Consider the following 20,028-nt stretch of genomic DNA (forward strand, 5'->3'; position numbering starts at 1 on the left):
TCCCGTGTTAATGCACACGGTACCAATCACCTACAATATTTTTTTCAGATGGGCCTAAATGGACTCGAACCATCGACCTCACGCTTATCAGGCGTGCGCTCTAACCAGCTGAGCTATAGGCCCATATTCATTATGGAGCGGGTGATGGGAATCGAACCCACTACATCAGCTTGGAAGGCTGAGGTTTTACCAGTAAACTACACCCGCAATATATAAAAAGGCTGGGCTAGCTGGATTTGAACCAACGCATGTCGCAGTCAAAGTGCGATGCCTTACCGCTTGGCTATAGCCCAATAATAATAAAAATGGGGCGGCTGATGGGAATCGAACCCACGAATGCCTGAACCACAATCAGGTGCGTTAACCACTTCGCCACAACCGCCAAAATCTATATATATTAATAGTAGGAAACCTACTTGGAATAAAATGGCGGTCCGGACGGGACTCGAACCCGCGACCTCCTGCGTGACAGGCAGGCATTCTAACCAACTGAACTACCGGACCAAATTGCGGGGGCAGGATTTGAACCTGCGACCTTCGGGTTATGAGCCCGACGAGCTACCAGACTGCTCCACCCCGCGACAATAAAAAATATTTAGTTTGAAGCATGCTCCATATTTCGTTAATGACCGCCCCGATTTCGGAAAGCATAGCCAAGAAGCAGCTCAATCGTTGCGCTGTAGAGTAATCGAAGAAGCATATTCGAACGTGCTCCACCCCGCGACAATAAAAAACAATAAAAAATATTATGGAGGAGGAAGAGGGATTCGAACCCCCGCGCGGTATGACCCGCCTGTCGGTTTTCAAGACCGATCCCTTCAGCCAGACTTGGGTATTCCTCCATTATTAAAATAAACCATTTGGTAGCGGCGGAGGGGATCGAACCCCCGACCTTACGGGTATGAACCGTACGCTCTAGCCAGCTGAGCTACACCGCCAAACACACATATTATAACAATACTTCGACTGGTCGGGAAGACAGGATTCGAACCTGCGACCCCTTGGTCCCAAACCAAGTGCTCTACCAAGCTGAGCTACTTCCCGTAAAAATGCGCCCTGAGAGATTCGAACTCCCGACCTTTTGATTCGTAGTCAAACACTCTATCCAGCTGAGCTAAGGGCGCAAAATTACTAAATAGTAAATGGTGGAGGATGACGGGATCGAACCGCCGACCCTCTGCTTGTAAGGCAGATGCTCTCCCAGCTGAGCTAATCCTCCAAATGGTGACCCCTACGGGACTCGAACCCGTGTTACCTCCGTGAAAGGGAGGTGTCTTAACCGCTTGACCAAGGGGCCGGTATTCATTTTTGACAAAATAATAGCCCCAAAGGGGCAGTGCCTGGCAACGTCCTACTCTCACAGGGACGCGTGTCCCAACTACCATCGGCGCTGAGAAGCTTAACTTCCGTGTTCGGTATGGGAACGGGTGTGACCTTCTCGCCTTAATTACCAGACTATAAAATTAGAGAGATCATTCTCTCAAAACTAGATAATGCAGAAGAAGTGGTAAAACTCAAGTTCGCTTTAAAAATTGTCCAGCTGCGGCTCCTAACTTCTCGGCCGTTTCGATCCGTCCCTTCAAATCCAAAACCAGGATTTGCAGTGCCGGCTCTCCAACGTCTGTCGAAGTTGACCAGTCGCCTTCGCTTTTCTATTTGGTTAAGTCCTCGAACGATTAGTATCAGTCAGCTCCACATGTCGCCACGCTTCCACCTCTGACCTATCAACCTGATCATCTTTCAGGGTTCTTACTAGCTTGACGCTATGGGAAATCTCATCTTGAGGGGGGCTTCATGCTTAGATGCTTTCAGCACTTATCCCGTCCGCACATAGCTACCCAGCGATGCCTTTGGCAAGACAACTGGTACACCAGCGGTGCGTCCATCCCGGTCCTCTCGTACTAAGGACAGCTCCTCTCAAATTTCCTGCGCCCACGACGGATAGGGACCGAACTGTCTCACGACGTTCTGAACCCAGCTCGCGTACCGCTTTAATGGGCGAACAGCCCAACCCTTGGGACCGACTACAGCCCCAGGATGCGATGAGCCGACATCGAGGTGCCAAACCTCCCCGTCGATGTGGACTCTTGGGGGAGATAAGCCTGTTATCCCCGGGGTAGCTTTTATCCGTTGAGCGATGGCCCTTCCATGCGGAACCACCGGATCACTAAGCCCGACTTTCGTCCCTGCTCGACTTGTAGGTCTCGCAGTCAAGCTCCCTTGTGCCTTTACACTCTACGAATGATTTCCAACCATTCTGAGGGAACCTTTGGGCGCCTCCGTTACTCTTTAGGAGGCGACCGCCCCAGTCAAACTGCCCACCTGACACTGTCTCCCACCCCGATCAGGGGTGCGGGTTAGAATTTCAATACAGCCAGGGTAGTATCCCACCGACGCCTCCACCGAAGCTAGCGCTCCGGCTTCTCAGGCTCCTACCTATCCTGTACAAGCTGTACCAAAATTCAATATCAGGCTACAGTAAAGCTCCACGGGGTCTTTCCGTCCTGTCGCGGGTAACCTGCATCTTCACAGGTACTATAATTTCACCGAGTCTCTCGTTGAGACAGTGCCCAGATCGTTACGCCTTTCGTGCGGGTCGGAACTTACCCGACAAGGAATTTCGCTACCTTAGGACCGTTATAGTTACGGCCGCCGTTTACTGGGGCTTCGATTCAGAGCTTCGCTTGCGCTAACCCCTCCTCTTAACCTTCCAGCACCGGGCAGGCGTCAGCCCCTATACTTCGCCTTGCGGCTTCGCAGAGACCTGTGTTTTTGCTAAACAGTCGCCTGGGCCTATTCACTGCGGCTCTTCGAGGCTATTCACCCCAAAGAGCACCCCTTCTCCCGAAGTTACGGGGTCATTTTGCCGAGTTCCTTAACGAGAGTTCTCTCGCTCACCTTAGGATTCTCTCCTCGCCTACCTGTGTCGGTTTGCGGTACGGGCACCTTTTATCTCGCTAGAGGCTTTTCTTGGCAGTGTGGAATCAGGAACTTCGGTACTAAATTTCCCTCGCTGTCACAGCTCAGCCTTCACGGTAAGCGGATTTTCCTACTTACCAGCCTAACTGCTTAGACGCGCATATCCAACAGCGCGCTTACCCTATCCTCCTGCGTCCCCCCATCACTCAAACGATAAAGAGGTGGTACAGGAATATCAACCTGTTGTCCATCGCCTACGCCTTTCGGCCTCGGCTTAGGTCCCGACTAACCCTGAGCGGACGAGCCTTCCTCAGGAAACCTTAGGCATTCGGTGGATGAGATTCTCACTCATCTTTCGCTACTCATACCGGCATTCTCACTTCTAAGCGCTCCACCAGTCCTTACGGTCTAGCTTCAACGCCCTTAGAACGCTCTCCTACCACTGACATCGTTGATGTCAATCCACAGCTTCGGTGATACGTTTAGCCCCGGTACATTTTCGGCGCAGAGTCACTCGACCAGTGAGCTATTACGCACTCTTTAAATGGTGGCTGCTTCTAAGCCAACATCCTGGTTGTCTAAGCAACTCCACATCCTTTTCCACTTAACGTATACTTTGGGACCTTAGCTGGTGGTCTGGGCTGTTTCCCTTTTGACTACGGATCTTATCACTCGCAGTCTGACTCCCACGGATAAGTCTTTGGCATTCGGAGTTTGTCTGAATTCGGTAACCCGATGAGGGCCCCTAGTCCAAACAGTGCTCTACCTCCAAGACTCTTACTACGTGAGGCTAGCCCTAAAGCTATTTCGGAGAGAACCAGCTATCTCCAAGTTCGATTGGAATTTCTCCGCTACCCACACCTCATCCCCGCACTTTTCAACGTGCGTGGGTTCGGGCCTCCATCCAGTGTTACCTGGACTTCACCCTGGACATGGGTAGATCACCTGGTTTCGGGTCTACGACCACATACTCATTCGCCCTATTCAGACTCGCTTTCGCTGCGGCTCCGTCTCTTCAACTTAACCTTGCATGGGATCGTAACTCGCCGGTTCATTCTACAAAAGGCACGCCATCACCCATGAACGGGCTCTGACTACTTGTAGGCACACGGTTTCAGGAACTATTTCACTCCCCTTCCGGGGTGCTTTTCACCTTTCCCTCACGGTACTGGTTCACTATCGGTCACTAGGGAGTATTTAGCCTTGGGAGATGGTCCTCCCTGCTTCCGACCGGATTTCTCGTGTCCGGCCGTACTCAGGATCCACTCAGGAGGGAACGAAGTTTCAACTACAGGGTTTTTACCTTCTATGACGGACCTTTCCAGATCGCTTCATTTACCCCGTTCCTTTGTAACTCCATGTTGAGTGTCCTACAACCCCAAGAGGCAAGCCTCTTGGTTTGGGCTATGTCCCGTTTCGCTCGCCGCTACTCAGGGAATCGCGTTTGCTTTCTCTTCCTCCGGGTACTTAGATGTTTCAGTTCCCCGGGTATGCCATCCATACCCTATGTATTCAGGTAAAGATACTACTCCATTACGAGCAGTGGGTTTCCCCATTCGGAAATCTCCGGATCAAAGCTTACTTACAGCTCCCCGAAGCATATCGGTGTTAGTCCCGTCCTTCATCGGCTCCTAGTGCCAAGGCATTCACCGTGCGCCCTTTCTAACTTAACCTAAAAGGTTATTTCTCTTATTAAATAAGAGAGAAAACTAAAATGGCGATTACTCGATGTTTCACTTGCTTCTTCTTACGATTATCTAGTTTTCAAAGAACGAATGTTTCGAGAGAATTGCTCTCTCAAAACTAAACAAACAAAAAGCGGTCAACTTCTTATCAGTCCGAAAGGACTGCATTATCCTTAGAAAGGAGGTGATCCAGCCGCACCTTCCGATACGGCTACCTTGTTACGACTTCACCCCAATCATCTGTCCCACCTTAGGCGGCTGGCTCCTTACGGTTACCCCACCGACTTCGGGTGTTACAAACTCTCGTGGTGTGACGGGCGGTGTGTACAAGGCCCGGGAACGTATTCACCGCGGCATGCTGATCCGCGATTACTAGCGATTCCGGCTTCATGTAGGCGAGTTGCAGCCTACAATCCGAACTGAGAATGGTTTTATGGGATTGGCTAGGCCTCGCGGCTTTGCTGCCCTTTGTACCATCCATTGTAGCACGTGTGTAGCCCAGGTCATAAGGGGCATGATGATTTGACGTCATCCCCACCTTCCTCCGGTTTGTCACCGGCAGTCTCCTTAGAGTGCCCAACTGAATGCTGGCAACTAAGAACAAGGGTTGCGCTCGTTGCGGGACTTAACCCAACATCTCACGACACGAGCTGACGACAACCATGCACCACCTGTCACTCTGTCCCCCGAAGGGGAACGTCCTATCTCTAGGAGTGTCAGAGGATGTCAAGACCTGGTAAGGTTCTTCGCGTTGCTTCGAATTAAACCACATGCTCCACCGCTTGTGCGGGCCCCCGTCAATTCCTTTGAGTTTCAGCCTTGCGGCCGTACTCCCCAGGCGGAGTGCTTAATGCGTTAGCTGCAGCACTAAGGGGCGGAAACCCCCTAACACTTAGCACTCATCGTTTACGGCGTGGACTACCAGGGTATCTAATCCTGTTTGCTCCCCACGCTTTCGCGCCTCAGCGTCAGTTACAGACCAGAAAGCCGCCTTCGCCACTGGTGTTCCTCCACATCTCTACGCATTTCACCGCTACACGTGGAATTCCGCTTTCCTCTTCTGCACTCAAGTCCCCCAGTTTCCAATGACCCTCCACGGTTGAGCCGTGGGCTTTCACATCAGACTTAAAGGACCGCCTGCGCGCGCTTTACGCCCAATAATTCCGGACAACGCTTGCCACCTACGTATTACCGCGGCTGCTGGCACGTAGTTAGCCGTGGCTTTCTGGTTAGGTACCGTCAAGGTACCGGCAGTTACTCCGATACTTGTTCTTCCCTAACAACAGAGCTTTACGACCCGAAGGCCTTCATCGCTCACGCGGCGTTGCTCCATCAGACTTTCGTCCATTGTGGAAGATTCCCTACTGCTGCCTCCCGTAGGAGTCTGGGCCGTGTCTCAGTCCCAGTGTGGCCGATCACCCTCTCAGGTCGGCTACGCATCGTTGCCTTGGTGAGCCGTTACCTCACCAACTAACTAATGCGCCGCGGGCCCATCTGTAAGTGACAGCCGAAACCGTCTTTCAGTTTTCCTTCATGTGAAGAAAAAGATTATCCGGTATTAGCACCGGTTTCCCGGTGTTATCCCAGTCTTACAGGCAGGTTGCCCACGTGTTACTCACCCGTCCGCCGCTAACTAACAGGAGCAAGCTCCTGTTAGTCCGCTCGACTTGCATGTATTAGGCACGCCGCCAGCGTTCGTCCTGAGCCAGGATCAAACTCTCCAAGAAAGTTGATTAGCTCATAAATGTTACGTTGGCTTAGTTTCGTAAGAAACTAATAATTTATTGTTTGTTGACGTTTTTGTTTGTTTAGTTTTCAAAGAACAAGTTTACTCATTAAAGAAGCGACAAGATTTATCATACCGCATTTCTTTGTTTAAAACAACCATCAATTATTTCCATTTTTGATTGATGTGCTCACTCAAGTCAAGAGAAGCTTTTCTATCATAACACCATCAGTGTTAATTTACAATAGAATTTTTTTCAATCATTAAATATGGGAAATAAAAAGACAGAAAGATTTATTTCTGTCTTCGCCTGGCAACGTCCTACTCTCACAGGGACGCGTGTCCCAACTACCATCGGCGCTGAGAAGCTTAACTTCCGTGTTCGGTATGGGAACGGGTGTGACCTTCTCGCCTTAATTACCAGACTATAAAATTAGAGAGATCGTTCTCTCAAAACTAGATAATGCAGAAGAAGTGGTAAAACTCAAGTTCGCTTTAAAAATTGTCCAGCTGCGGCTCCTAACTTCTCGGCCGTTTCGATCCGTCCCTTCAAATCCAAAACCAGGATTTGCAGTGCCGGCTCTCCAACGTCTGTCGAAGTTGACCAGTCGCCTTCGCTTTTCTATTTGGTTAAGTCCTCGAACGATTAGTATCAGTCAGCTCCACATGTCGCCACGCTTCCACCTCTGACCTATCAACCTGATCATCTTTCAGGGTTCTTACTAGCTTGACGCTATGGGAAATCTCATCTTGAGGGGGGCTTCATGCTTAGATGCTTTCAGCACTTATCCCGTCCGCACATAGCTACCCAGCGATGCCTTTGGCAAGACAACTGGTACACCAGCGGTGCGTCCATCCCGGTCCTCTCGTACTAAGGACAGCTCCTCTCAAATTTCCTGCGCCCACGACGGATAGGGACCGAACTGTCTCACGACGTTCTGAACCCAGCTCGCGTACCGCTTTAATGGGCGAACAGCCCAACCCTTGGGACCGACTACAGCCCCAGGATGCGATGAGCCGACATCGAGGTGCCAAACCTCCCCGTCGATGTGGACTCTTGGGGGAGATAAGCCTGTTATCCCCGGGGTAGCTTTTATCCGTTGAGCGATGGCCCTTCCATGCGGAACCACCGGATCACTAAGCCCGACTTTCGTCCCTGCTCGACTTGTAGGTCTCGCAGTCAAGCTCCCTTGTGCCTTTACACTCTACGAATGATTTCCAACCATTCTGAGGGAACCTTTGGGCGCCTCCGTTACTCTTTAGGAGGCGACCGCCCCAGTCAAACTGCCCACCTGACACTGTCTCCCACCCCGATCAGGGGTGCGGGTTAGAATTTCAATACAGCCAGGGTAGTATCCCACCGACGCCTCCACCGAAGCTAGCGCTCCGGCTTCTCAGGCTCCTACCTATCCTGTACAAGCTGTACCAAAATTCAATATCAGGCTACAGTAAAGCTCCACGGGGTCTTTCCGTCCTGTCGCGGGTAACCTGCATCTTCACAGGTACTATAATTTCACCGAGTCTCTCGTTGAGACAGTGCCCAGATCGTTACGCCTTTCGTGCGGGTCGGAACTTACCCGACAAGGAATTTCGCTACCTTAGGACCGTTATAGTTACGGCCGCCGTTTACTGGGGCTTCGATTCAGAGCTTCGCTTGCGCTAACCCCTCCTCTTAACCTTCCAGCACCGGGCAGGCGTCAGCCCCTATACTTCGCCTTGCGGCTTCGCAGAGACCTGTGTTTTTGCTAAACAGTCGCCTGGGCCTATTCACTGCGGCTCTTCGAGGCTATTCACCCCAAAGAGCACCCCTTCTCCCGAAGTTACGGGGTCATTTTGCCGAGTTCCTTAACGAGAGTTCTCTCGCTCACCTTAGGATTCTCTCCTCGCCTACCTGTGTCGGTTTGCGGTACGGGCACCTTTTATCTCGCTAGAGGCTTTTCTTGGCAGTGTGGAATCAGGAACTTCGGTACTAAATTTCCCTCGCTGTCACAGCTCAGCCTTCACGGTAAGCGGATTTTCCTACTTACCAGCCTAACTGCTTAGACGCGCATATCCAACAGCGCGCTTACCCTATCCTCCTGCGTCCCCCCATCACTCAAACGATAAAGAGGTGGTACAGGAATATCAACCTGTTGTCCATCGCCTACGCCTTTCGGCCTCGGCTTAGGTCCCGACTAACCCTGAGCGGACGAGCCTTCCTCAGGAAACCTTAGGCATTCGGTGGATGAGATTCTCACTCATCTTTCGCTACTCATACCGGCATTCTCACTTCTAAGCGCTCCACCAGTCCTTACGGTCTAGCTTCAACGCCCTTAGAACGCTCTCCTACCACTGACATCGTTGATGTCAATCCACAGCTTCGGTGATACGTTTAGCCCCGGTACATTTTCGGCGCAGAGTCACTCGACCAGTGAGCTATTACGCACTCTTTAAATGGTGGCTGCTTCTAAGCCAACATCCTGGTTGTCTAAGCAACTCCACATCCTTTTCCACTTAACGTATACTTTGGGACCTTAGCTGGTGGTCTGGGCTGTTTCCCTTTTGACTACGGATCTTATCACTCGCAGTCTGACTCCCACGGATAAGTCTTTGGCATTCGGAGTTTGTCTGAATTCGGTAACCCGATGAGGGCCCCTAGTCCAAACAGTGCTCTACCTCCAAGACTCTTACTACGTGAGGCTAGCCCTAAAGCTATTTCGGAGAGAACCAGCTATCTCCAAGTTCGATTGGAATTTCTCCGCTACCCACACCTCATCCCCGCACTTTTCAACGTGCGTGGGTTCGGGCCTCCATCCAGTGTTACCTGGACTTCACCCTGGACATGGGTAGATCACCTGGTTTCGGGTCTACGACCACATACTCATTCGCCCTATTCAGACTCGCTTTCGCTGCGGCTCCGTCTCTTCAACTTAACCTTGCATGGGATCGTAACTCGCCGGTTCATTCTACAAAAGGCACGCCATCACCCATGAACGGGCTCTGACTACTTGTAGGCACACGGTTTCAGGAACTATTTCACTCCCCTTCCGGGGTGCTTTTCACCTTTCCCTCACGGTACTGGTTCACTATCGGTCACTAGGGAGTATTTAGCCTTGGGAGATGGTCCTCCCTGCTTCCGACCGGATTTCTCGTGTCCGGCCGTACTCAGGATCCACTCAGGAGGGAACGAAGTTTCAACTACAGGGTTTTTACCTTCTATGACGGACCTTTCCAGATCGCTTCATTTACCCCGTTCCTTTGTAACTCCATGTTGAGTGTCCTACAACCCCAAGAGGCAAGCCTCTTGGTTTGGGCTATGTCCCGTTTCGCTCGCCGCTACTCAGGGAATCGCGTTTGCTTTCTCTTCCTCCGGGTACTTAGATGTTTCAGTTCCCCGGGTATGCCATCCATACCCTATGTATTCAGGTAAAGATACTACTCCATTACGAGCAGTGGGTTTCCCCATTCGGAAATCTCCGGATCAAAGCTTACTTACAGCTCCCCGAAGCATATCGGTGTTAGTCCCGTCCTTCATCGGCTCCTAGTGCCAAGGCATTCACCGTGCGCCCTTTCTAACTTAACCTAAAAGGTTATTTCTCTTATTAAATAAGAGAGAAAACTAAAATGGCGATTACTCGATGTTTCACTTGCTTCTTCTTACGATTATCTAGTTTTCAAAGAACGAATGTTTCGAGAGAATTGCTCTCTCAAAACTAAACAAACAAAAAGCGGTCAACTTCTTATCAGTCCGAAAGGACTGCATTATCCTTAGAAAGGAGGTGATCCAGCCGCACCTTCCGATACGGCTACCTTGTTACGACTTCACCCCAATCATCTGTCCCACCTTAGGCGGCTGGCTCCTTACGGTTACCCCACCGACTTCGGGTGTTACAAACTCTCGTGGTGTGACGGGCGGTGTGTACAAGGCCCGGGAACGTATTCACCGCGGCATGCTGATCCGCGATTACTAGCGATTCCGGCTTCATGTAGGCGAGTTGCAGCCTACAATCCGAACTGAGAATGGTTTTATGGGATTGGCTAGGCCTCGCGGCTTTGCTGCCCTTTGTACCATCCATTGTAGCACGTGTGTAGCCCAGGTCATAAGGGGCATGATGATTTGACGTCATCCCCACCTTCCTCCGGTTTGTCACCGGCAGTCTCCTTAGAGTGCCCAACTGAATGCTGGCAACTAAGAACAAGGGTTGCGCTCGTTGCGGGACTTAACCCAACATCTCACGACACGAGCTGACGACAACCATGCACCACCTGTCACTCTGTCCCCCGAAGGGGAACGTCCTATCTCTAGGAGTGTCAGAGGATGTCAAGACCTGGTAAGGTTCTTCGCGTTGCTTCGAATTAAACCACATGCTCCACCGCTTGTGCGGGCCCCCGTCAATTCCTTTGAGTTTCAGCCTTGCGGCCGTACTCCCCAGGCGGAGTGCTTAATGCGTTAGCTGCAGCACTAAGGGGCGGAAACCCCCTAACACTTAGCACTCATCGTTTACGGCGTGGACTACCAGGGTATCTAATCCTGTTTGCTCCCCACGCTTTCGCGCCTCAGCGTCAGTTACAGACCAGAAAGCCGCCTTCGCCACTGGTGTTCCTCCACATCTCTACGCATTTCACCGCTACACGTGGAATTCCGCTTTCCTCTTCTGCACTCAAGTCCCCCAGTTTCCAATGACCCTCCACGGTTGAGCCGTGGGCTTTCACATCAGACTTAAAGGACCGCCTGCGCGCGCTTTACGCCCAATAATTCCGGACAACGCTTGCCACCTACGTATTACCGCGGCTGCTGGCACGTAGTTAGCCGTGGCTTTCTGGTTAGGTACCGTCAAGGTACCGGCAGTTACTCCGATACTTGTTCTTCCCTAACAACAGAGCTTTACGACCCGAAGGCCTTCATCGCTCACGCGGCGTTGCTCCATCAGACTTTCGTCCATTGTGGAAGATTCCCTACTGCTGCCTCCCGTAGGAGTCTGGGCCGTGTCTCAGTCCCAGTGTGGCCGATCACCCTCTCAGGTCGGCTACGCATCGTTGCCTTGGTGAGCCGTTACCTCACCAACTAACTAATGCGCCGCGGGCCCATCTGTAAGTGACAGCCGAAACCGTCTTTCAGTTTTCCTTCATGTGAAGAAAAAGATTATCCGGTATTAGCACCGGTTTCCCGGTGTTATCCCAGTCTTACAGGCAGGTTGCCCACGTGTTACTCACCCGTCCGCCGCTAACTAACAGGAGCAAGCTCCTGTTAGTCCGCTCGACTTGCATGTATTAGGCACACCGCCAGCGTTCGTCCTGAGCCAGGATCAAACTCTCCAAGAAAGTTGATATAGCTCATAAATGTTACGTTGGCTCGCATTCTCCAATTATATATAATAGAAGAAATACGATTGTTATTGTTTGTTGACGTTTTTGTTTGTTTAGTTTTCAAAGAACAATTTTTCAATCGATCAAAAGCGACTTTATTAATATAACATCTTGTCTTTAGAAAGTCAAACATTATTTTAAAATATTTTATTTCGTTTTTCACAAGAATATAAATCTATCAAATAAAATCATTTTTGTCAACTGCTGAAAGGTTTTTTTAAATAAGATAATCTTCTATTTTATAATTTCCCTCACCAGGATTACTATATTACTATTATATTTAGCCGAGGTCAACTATTATTTAAATATTTTTTTGCATTACTAAAATACTCTTGTATAAGGCAGCTGACCCCGATCCAGAAAAATCATCGGGTGTCAGGCATCTTAACCATAAACTTACTGCCCTTACCTATTTCACTTGTTACTTGAATGGTCCCTTTATGCGTCTCTACAATCCACTTGGCAATAGAAAGCCCTAATCCATGCCCGCCCATTTGCCGAGAACGGGATTTATCAGCCCGATAAAACCGTTCAAAAATCCGAAGATAATCTTCTTTTTTAATTCCAATTCCTGTGTCTTGGACGATGATTCTTAACTCATGCCCTTCTTTGGAAAGTGAAAGTTTCACATCCCCGCCGTTTGGGGTGTATTTGATAGCATTATCTATAAGAATATAAACTAGTTGTGACAATCTTTGCGGATCTCCAGTAACCATTAGGGATGCAGGGGCATTCAATTCAAGTGAAATTTGTTTGGAATTGGCAATTGGACTTAACGACTCTATCGTTTTTTCTGAAAGTGGGCGTAAATCAAATATTTCAGAGTTAATTTCGATGGTATTCGAATCAGAACGGGCCAGTGTTAAAAGATCACTAACCAAATGAGTCATCCGCTTCACTTCCTCCCTCATATTCGAGAGTAATTTACCTACAGCATTTTCCTTATTTGTATCAATGGTCATTTCCATCGCATCAACAGAAGATAACAGCACACTTAAAGGTGTCCGTAATTCATGAGAGGCATCACCAACAAATTCCCGCTGTCTCGTAAAGGCAGATCTAATTGGAACCATGGCTCTTTTAGACATGCCCCTACTAATAAATAAAGCAACACCAACAAAAATAACGCCTAACACGATGAGAATGATAAGGACCCAACGAAATAACTTATAGGTGTATGTGACGTCTTTCCCGATATATAACTGTCCAACATATTGACCCTTATCATAAATCGCTTGATTGGCAATCATGATGCGAATATCTTGAGCAGCACCTGGCGGTCGGAATTCTCCTTTATTTCCCCTTCCCCTCGAATTCTCATCCGTGTGTAAGATTTCATTGCGAATATCCCTATTATTTTGCAGCCTGCCGTTAATCAGACTCAGTATATCTGAACGTAAGCGAGGATTCGCTTCGTTCCCCATCAATAGTTCACCCTTAGGATTTATCACATAATAAAAAAATTGATTCAACCCAGCAAATACAACTTCTTGATTTCGAATTCCATACAGATTACTCTGTTCATTTTTAACTAAAACATTTTCAATGTAGCTTGCTTCCTGTTTTACTAATGTTTGCAGTTCCCGTTCCTGGTTATTAAGTATGACTATATATAGAACCAAATAGACAATGACAATAAACAAGATGAGAAATAGCATAAGTAATCCACTAAAGTTACGAGTCAGTCGATTTTGTGTGCTTTTAAAAACATCTTTTTCAGAAGGGGTTGTTAATAAGTGTATGATGGAAAGTAATTTACTGTTCAAATCGATAGCCTACCCCTCTAATACTTTGAAGGCTATCTTGTTTCTGGAATAATTGTAATTTCCTTCGAATCAATTTAACCGTCGCATCAATTGTTTTTAAAGCCACATCCGTTTCAAGACCCCAGACCCGTTCTAAAATAACCTCACGCGGAAGGACCAGTCCTTTATTTTGCACCAGTAAATCTAATAGTTGAAATTCACGAGGGCTTAATTGAATTTCCTTGCTCCCTACACGAACCACATGGCTCATCCGATGTAACACCAAATCATCTATCGCAATTTCCTCTTCTACAATTGGGGCATAGTTGCGGCGGGAAAGAGCACGTAACCGAGCCAATAGCTCACCAATCTCAAATGGTTTGACGAGGTAATCATCTGCTCCTGAATCCAATCCTTCTATTCGGTCTTGAACAGTGTCTTTGGCCGTTAACATCAGAATGGCGCCTGAATAACCTTGTTTTCGTAATCTTCTACAGACTTCCACGCCATCCCCATTCGGCATCATCCAGTCCATGATAATCACATCATAGTGAGCGGAGGTAGCATAATAGAAAGCATCTTCTCCCTCCATTACCCATTCGACATTACAGTCCCCTTTCTTTTTAAGCATATAAACTATTAAATCACCAAGTCGGGAATCATCTTCTGCTAATAGGACATTCATTAATCATGCTCCTTTAGATTAAGTTTTTATAAACTATCAAAAACTCTGACCTTACTGGCATTCTACTAGAGAAATCTTAAGATAGACTTAAGTCTGCCCGTTCTTTTCAACATAAAAAGAAGCACCCAATCATCTCTTGGTGTGCTTCCGTTCTTGTCGCTCAAACTCTTATCTTACGTATTTATTTACTTTTACCACTTGGTGTTCCTTGTCCACCACCGCTTGGAGGCATCCCGCCGCCAGGCATTCCACCGCTCATGCCACCCATGCCTTGCATCATCCCGCCTTGTTGATTAGATGAGGAACTTCCTGAAAATAGCTGCGGTAATTGGATTGTTTCACCTGCTGATACTCCTTCTGTGATCTCGACATATTCATCTGTACTAAGGCCAGTTTTAACAATTTTTTGCTCGGTTGTCCCCGTGACAGTATCTGTGCTAGCAGATGTGACAATGACATACTTGTCACTATTGTTTGTATACACAGCATCTACAGGTACATATAATGAATCTTCCTTGCTATTAGTCAAAATACTAGCTTCTGAACTCATCCCAACTTTTAAGTTAACAGGCTTTTCAATATGGATCGTGACATCAAACGTTGAGGAGCCATTTTCCGAGCTTCCTTCTTCGGAAACATTTGTCACTGTCCCTGAATAGGTCACATCAGGATAGGCACTTACTATTAAACTTACTGTTTGGTCCTTTTTCACTTTAGGAATGTCTAACTCATCTACTTGCACCACTGTTTGTAGTTCCGCGTAATCTGTCAGGTGGGCCACCACCATTCCATTGCTAACACGTTCACCCACTTTAACTGCCACCGATGTAATGGTTCCGTCAGCAGGGGCTGTGATGGGATCACTATCATCTGTAAAGGTTACTAATTCGTCTCCTTTGCTTACATTGTCACCAGCAGCCACTAACACTTCATCGATCTCGTTATTATCGTCTGTTGCTTTTATATCTTCACTAGTCACCGGTTCTACCGTTCCTGAACCGCTAATTTTAACCTCTAATTTACCTTTTTGTACTGTGGCTGTTCGAACCTGCGTGGTTGTGGCACTACTGCTATTGCTGTAATTTGCGTTATACCATTGATAACCCACAAATCCAATTATCAGGACACTGATCAGTATCCAAATCCATTTTTTCATTTTAAAAACTCCTTTTTTGCCAAGGGCAGTCTGGACCACACCACAGCCATTTTTTATTTCTTGAGCCTATTATGGCGGGGGTACCTTAACTTATCCTTAATAAAAAGTGCCTGACACCCATGCGTTTTACAGCATGGGTGTCAGGCACCTTTTTATAATTAATCATGGTGGTTAGCTTGCACAAGATGGTTATCTGATATATTCCTTCAGTTTTTCCTTAATCACACGATCAGCAAAGCTAGCTTCTACACTATTAAGATAGATTTGTTTGTAGTCCGCTGCATTGATATGAAATTCATTCCATACGATTGTACATTCCTTTGCCATCGTTGTATCAGATACCGTTCTGTTGTCTGTATTAATGGTAACTTTGATGCCATCTTGATGAAATTGATAGATAGGATGGTCACTAAAATCCTTCACCGCTTTTGTTTGGACGTTACTGGTTGGGCACATTTCAAGAACGATTTGTTTTTCTTTCACAATATCGTATGCCTCTGGACAATCCTTTATAAATACGCCGTGTCCAATTCGTTCCGCACCTAACAGCTCGACCGCCTCGAGCACATTTTTTCCAATTCCCGTTTCACCGGCATGAATCGTGACTCTGTAGCCATATTCTCTTGCTAATGCGATGGGTTCCTCGAATTGACCGCAAAATCCTTCCACTTCGGATGCACATAAATCGATGGCCACCACCCCTTTGCCCAGGAATACTCTCCCTTTTTCGACGACCTCAAAAGCATTTTCAGCGGTCATTGTTCTCATACAGGACAAAATAATATTTCCTTTTATTGCAAATTGAGCTTCTGCTTGCTTCATTCCATCTATGACACTTTGAATCACTTCTTCCACACTTAATCCCTTGGCAATGTGCAGTAACGGAGCAAATCGAACCTCCATATACTTTACATTTTCTAGCGCTGCATCTTCAAAAAGTTCAAAGGTAATTCTTTTTAAATTATCTTTTGACTGCATAACCAAATTAGGAATAGCAAAGCGTTTTAAGTATTCATCCAACGATTCACATTCTAAAGGAGCAATTAGTTCTCCTGTTAATTCTTCTTTATCTAAAGAAGGTAAACGGATTCCCTCTCTCTTCGCTATATCGATGATTGTTTCCGGTCTAAGACTTCCGTCTAAATGGCAGTGAAGTTCAATTTTAGGTAAGGTTGAAAAATTCATACTAATCCCCCTTCATTCAAGTAAATTTTTATAAAAAAAAATTCCTGATTACGAAGAAAATACACGTCAGTGCACTCTCTTCGTAATCAGGAATTATAGGTTCCTGGTAGAGACCTCCAAACCATATCATTGGAGTTATACGAATTCTGTTATTCAGTTATATTTTATAACAGGATAGTAAAATATATATTTTTTGTCAAGGTTTCATGTTGTTATCATTCTCATTAAGACTTTTAAATCCAAAGCTTAAATAGTCCTTCACTGATTCCTAAATTATACATATAATAAACTCCAAACAAAACACTAATTGCTCCTGATGCCATGATAAGTTTGCGGCTTAATGTAAACCGTTTCTTGCTTAGCACAAATGGAATGCCTAGTATCGTTGTGGATATTAACATACCTATTGTAGTACCTACGCCAAAAATCAATATATACAAACCACCCTGCCACACGGTGTCAACCGTGCTCATCGTAAGTAGAACCATTGCTGCGCTTCCTGCAAGTCCATGAACAAATCCAATGAACAATGATTTAAAATAAGATATATGATTCTTATTCAAATGATTATGATTTGAATTTTTTTCATTAAAGTGATCGTGTTGTTTAGGCTTTCTAAAGGTTAATAAGCTAGTAATACCTAGATAGATAAGCATAATACCTACAAGAAATTCTAGTGACATGGACCATTTAATCGACAAATCCTTTTTCATTAGGATTAATATAATCCCAAGGATAAAAAGCGTGGTAGTATGTCCAATCCCCCAAAAGACCCCTGCTAGTGAAGCATGCCATAATTTTTTGCTTTTACTGGCAATTGTAGTTACAGCAATAACATGGTCAGGTTCAATCGCATGCTTAATCCCCAAAATGAACCCAATTGCCAACACGGAAAATAATGTAACCTCCATCCAGGTCCTCCCTTAAACTTTATCTCTGTTTAATCCCATACCCTCATCATCCTGAATCCGCCATTTGCACCTTAATATTTTCTAAGGAAGCTGGGGGTTGTATCAAACCATTCATGACTAATCATATGATGAAGATCCGTAAATATTCTTTCAATCTCCTGTGTTGAATTTGCTAAAACCCGCACCGCAAACCCTTTCACTGCTAATTGGGATAACCCCACTTTACTGATATTCTTTTTTGATTGAATCACATGATATAACCGATCCAGCAGCTCTGAGGTGGTTTGTTCCCCGATAACCAGCATTGAGCCCAAGTGAGAGAACCCTTCCATAAGTCCCAGCGCTTCCACATTCTGGTTTGCTGGACTTAACTTAATATGATCATAAGTCACCAATTCCTGATCCATGTATATTTCATTCAATAATTGTAGCTGGTCATAGCTAAATCTTTTGCCATCTGGGGACCATCCTGGAGTAATGATATCTGAATAAAGAAACGTAGCACCTTTTTCCATGTGGATGACATTTTTTTGCTTATATCGCGCTTGTCGATAGGCAATCAAAGGATCTGGAATATATTCTAGAAAGCTGTCTTTCTTCAAAAAGATTTCCGTTTCTTGATATGCATATGTATTGGGGGTCCTATACACTTTTGTAGCAGACTGTGTGGTTAAGGTGAGTTTAGCCTGTTTATCTACCGCAATCCGGATGCGATATCGGTCACCGTCTAAGTACCCTCCCCCAGGATTTAAAATATAATAGCAGACCTTTCCCGAATCGTTGTGATAAATAGGGCGCATTACTTTCAATGCGCCCTGGAAATATACACTTTTTGCAACTGTCTTACCTTTCCGATTTTCAACAGCTAAACGTAATTCCCCTGTCCAGTCTGTCATTCTAAGCCAGTCCCTTTAAAAGGGTGTCCTGCTTAATCCAGTTGATGACCTCATCAAGCCCCGAATTATTTTTTAAATTTGTAAAGACAAACGGTTTGTCTCCACGAAAAACCTTTGTGTCTGATTCCATTACCTCTAAGCTTGCGCCAACATAGGGAGCTAAATCTGTTTTATTAATAATAAATAAATCAGATTTAATCATTCCCTGTCCGCCTTTTCTTGGGATTTTTTCACCTTGGGCTACATCAATGATATAGATAGAAAAATCAACTAACTCCGGGCTAAATGTAGCCGCAAGATTATCTCCACCACTTTCAACAAAAATAAGTTCAACATCCGGATGTTTCTCTTTTAATTCATCGATGGCTGCAAAATTCATTGAGGCATCTTCACGGATTGCTGTATGAGGGCATCCACCTGTTTCGACACCGATGATACGGTCAGAAGGTAAAACTCCATTTTGCATAAGGAATTTAGCATCTTCCTTTGTATAAATATCATTTGTCACAACCGCCATGCTAATTTTCCCATCTAAATCTCGGGTAAGTTTCTCAATTAACAATGTTTTTCCTGCCCCAACAGGACCGCCTACGCCAATCTTAATAGGTTCCATTTAAACTCATCCTTTCCTAAGACATAAAAATACGAATATTCACACGCTCATGCATCATTTGAGCTAATTCTAAGCCTGGAGACACAATTCCAAAATCATCTTTATCCAAACCTTGAATTTTTTCCGTTGCCTTGACTAAAGCATCTTGAAATTCTTTAATCGTTTTTTGCCCGGCTGTTTGACCTAATGGAATGGCCCTTACCGCATTTTGAACTAGACTTGACAAGGTAGAATATAAATAATATAGTGTTGTGCTTTCTTGTGAAACGCTAAGATGATGGCCAATCATCGTAAACACAATTGCCGGATGTCCAAAAGATTTCTTCTGTTGGATTCTTTCTCTATATTGGGCGAGTATTGGATCCTGATATAGGGATTGCACAAGATTTAACATTCGCTCTCCCATTCTCTGTGTCCCGTCTCGTGTTTCTCGTGGTAAATTCTGAACCATTAACATCCGATCAATTTTCCACACCTGTTCCATCTCTTCATTTTCTAATGATTCATAAACAAAACGAGTTGCCAGTCCATCTGAATAAACAAGAAACTCATTTAAATAAACATGAAGCCACTTCGCAAACGAAGCCTGATCATGTACAAGATTCTCTTGAATATAACTCTCTAGACCATATGAATGACTAAAAGCACCTGTTGGAAAGTTAGAATCACAAAGTTGGAACAAAGAAAGCATTTTATCAATCATGACTATGGCCGATATGTCGAAATGCTTTTTTCACTTTCCGATCTTCTCGTTTAAAAGGTATTTGCAAATCTTGTAGCAATTCTTCCACTAAGTAATCATATTGAACGAGCATGTCACCTTCTTCAAATTGAGCAGGAAGATGGCGATTCCCTAATTGATGAGCAATCGTCCCCATTTCGTTCAAAGAGCGCGGGCTAATAACGAGCAAATCATCGGATAGAACATCCACAATAATCATATTTTTATCATCCATAAATAAAACATCACCGGCCACAAGATCACGTGGATTTTTTAAACGAATTCCTATTTCTTTGCCGTGGTCTGTTTTTACTCGCTGAATTCGTTTCACTAAATCTGAACTTTCTAGATATACCTTTTCCATATGCCGTTTTAAAAGTTCTTCTTTTTCCATTTCTTCTATATTCATTACAATACTTTCAACAATCATTGTTTTCACC

At 45.9% G+C, this 20,028-nt stretch carries 9 protein-coding genes, 12 tRNA genes, 6 rRNA genes and 1 riboswitch; all 27 genes read right to left on the reverse strand.

The features are described 5' to 3' along the window. Nucleotides 1-49: 49 nt before the first annotated feature. Nucleotides 50-123, reverse strand: a tRNA-Ile gene (locus AC3ANL_RS23465). 10 nt (nt 124-133) lie between these two features. Further along, nucleotides 134-207 (reverse strand) — tRNA-Gly (locus AC3ANL_RS23470). Nucleotides 208-221: 14 nt separating this feature from the next. Then, nucleotides 222-293 (reverse strand) — tRNA-Gln (locus tag AC3ANL_RS23475). A gap of 13 nt (nt 294-306) precedes the next feature. Beyond that, a tRNA-His gene (locus tag AC3ANL_RS23480) sits at nt 307-382 on the reverse strand. A 45-nt stretch (nt 383-427) separates the two neighbouring features. Continuing rightward, nucleotides 428-504, reverse strand: a tRNA-Asp gene (locus AC3ANL_RS23485). A gap of 3 nt (nt 505-507) precedes the next feature. Further along, a tRNA-Met gene (locus tag AC3ANL_RS23490) sits at nt 508-581 on the reverse strand. Nucleotides 582-749: 168 nt separating this feature from the next. After that, nucleotides 750-842 (reverse strand) — tRNA-Ser (locus AC3ANL_RS23495). A gap of 19 nt (nt 843-861) precedes the next feature. Next, nucleotides 862-938, reverse strand: a tRNA-Met gene (locus tag AC3ANL_RS23500). Between the two features lie 29 nt (nt 939-967). Continuing rightward, nucleotides 968-1,044 (reverse strand) — tRNA-Pro (locus tag AC3ANL_RS23505). Between the two features lie 6 nt (nt 1,045-1,050). After that, nucleotides 1,051-1,124, reverse strand: a tRNA-Arg gene (locus tag AC3ANL_RS23510). A 19-nt stretch (nt 1,125-1,143) separates the two neighbouring features. After that, nucleotides 1,144-1,219 (reverse strand) — tRNA-Val (locus AC3ANL_RS23515). A 3-nt stretch (nt 1,220-1,222) separates the two neighbouring features. Beyond that, a tRNA-Glu gene (locus AC3ANL_RS23520) sits at nt 1,223-1,297 on the reverse strand. A 41-nt stretch (nt 1,298-1,338) separates the two neighbouring features. Then, a 5S ribosomal RNA gene (rrf, locus tag AC3ANL_RS23525) occupies nt 1,339-1,455 on the reverse strand. Nucleotides 1,456-1,656: 201 nt separating this feature from the next. After that, nucleotides 1,657-4,592, reverse strand: a 23S ribosomal RNA gene (locus AC3ANL_RS23530). A gap of 189 nt (nt 4,593-4,781) precedes the next feature. Then, a 16S ribosomal RNA gene (locus AC3ANL_RS23535) occupies nt 4,782-6,331 on the reverse strand. Between the two features lie 307 nt (nt 6,332-6,638). Beyond that, nucleotides 6,639-6,755 (reverse strand): 5S ribosomal RNA (gene rrf / locus AC3ANL_RS23540). Between the two features lie 201 nt (nt 6,756-6,956). Further along, nucleotides 6,957-9,892: ribosomal RNA gene (locus AC3ANL_RS23545) — 23S ribosomal RNA — on the reverse strand. A gap of 189 nt (nt 9,893-10,081) precedes the next feature. Further along, nucleotides 10,082-11,631, reverse strand: a 16S ribosomal RNA gene (locus AC3ANL_RS23550). The 16S, 23S and 5S rRNA genes sit together here with 12 tRNA genes alongside, the layout of an rRNA operon. A 410-nt stretch (nt 11,632-12,041) precedes the next feature. After that, complete coding sequence (locus AC3ANL_RS23555; RefSeq protein ID WP_488326740.1) at nt 12,042-13,442, reverse strand: sensor histidine kinase; 1,401 nt, start codon at nt 13,440-13,442, stop codon at nt 12,042-12,044. Continuing rightward, complete coding sequence (locus tag AC3ANL_RS23560) at nt 13,432-14,106, reverse strand: response regulator transcription factor (RefSeq protein ID WP_488326741.1); 675 nt, start codon at nt 14,104-14,106, stop codon at nt 13,432-13,434. The genes AC3ANL_RS23555 and AC3ANL_RS23560 overlap by 11 nt, the downstream gene beginning before the upstream one ends. 181 nt (nt 14,107-14,287) lie before the next feature. Continuing rightward, nucleotides 14,288-15,262, reverse strand: coding sequence for an efflux RND transporter periplasmic adaptor subunit (locus AC3ANL_RS23565; RefSeq protein ID WP_488326742.1), 975 nt, complete (start codon nt 15,260-15,262; stop codon nt 14,288-14,290). A 189-nt stretch (nt 15,263-15,451) separates the two neighbouring features. Next, nucleotides 15,452-16,447, reverse strand: a complete 996-nt coding sequence (gene add, locus AC3ANL_RS23570) for an adenosine deaminase (protein ID WP_488326743.1) — start codon at nt 16,445-16,447, stop codon at nt 15,452-15,454. A gap of 63 nt (nt 16,448-16,510) precedes the next feature. Further along, nucleotides 16,511-16,610: riboswitch (purine riboswitch) on the reverse strand. A 70-nt stretch (nt 16,611-16,680) separates the two neighbouring features. Then, nucleotides 16,681-17,358: an urease accessory protein UreH domain-containing protein gene (locus AC3ANL_RS23575; RefSeq protein WP_488326744.1), complete on the reverse strand. Its 678-nt coding sequence runs from the start codon at nt 17,356-17,358 to the stop codon at nt 16,681-16,683. Nucleotides 17,359-17,429: 71 nt separating this feature from the next. After that, nucleotides 17,430-18,254, reverse strand: a complete 825-nt coding sequence (locus AC3ANL_RS23580; RefSeq protein WP_488326745.1) for an urease accessory protein UreD — start codon at nt 18,252-18,254, stop codon at nt 17,430-17,432. Nucleotide 18,255: 1 nt separating this feature from the next. Further along, the gene (gene ureG / locus AC3ANL_RS23585) at nt 18,256-18,867 is read right to left on the reverse strand and encodes an urease accessory protein UreG (RefSeq protein WP_488326746.1); all 612 of its coding nucleotides are present in this window, start codon (nt 18,865-18,867) and stop codon (nt 18,256-18,258) included. Nucleotides 18,868-18,883: 16 nt separating this feature from the next. Continuing rightward, complete coding sequence (locus tag AC3ANL_RS23590) at nt 18,884-19,570, reverse strand: urease accessory protein UreF (RefSeq protein WP_488326747.1); 687 nt, start codon at nt 19,568-19,570, stop codon at nt 18,884-18,886. Then, a complete protein-coding gene (ureE, locus tag AC3ANL_RS23595) occupies nt 19,563-20,018 on the reverse strand; it encodes an urease accessory protein UreE (RefSeq protein ID WP_488326748.1) in 456 nt (151 codons plus the stop codon). The genes AC3ANL_RS23590 and ureE overlap by 8 nt, the downstream gene beginning before the upstream one ends. Nucleotides 20,019-20,028: the final 10 nt, after the last annotated feature.

It is taken from the genome of Neobacillus sp. DHD-1R, assembly GCF_057747995.1.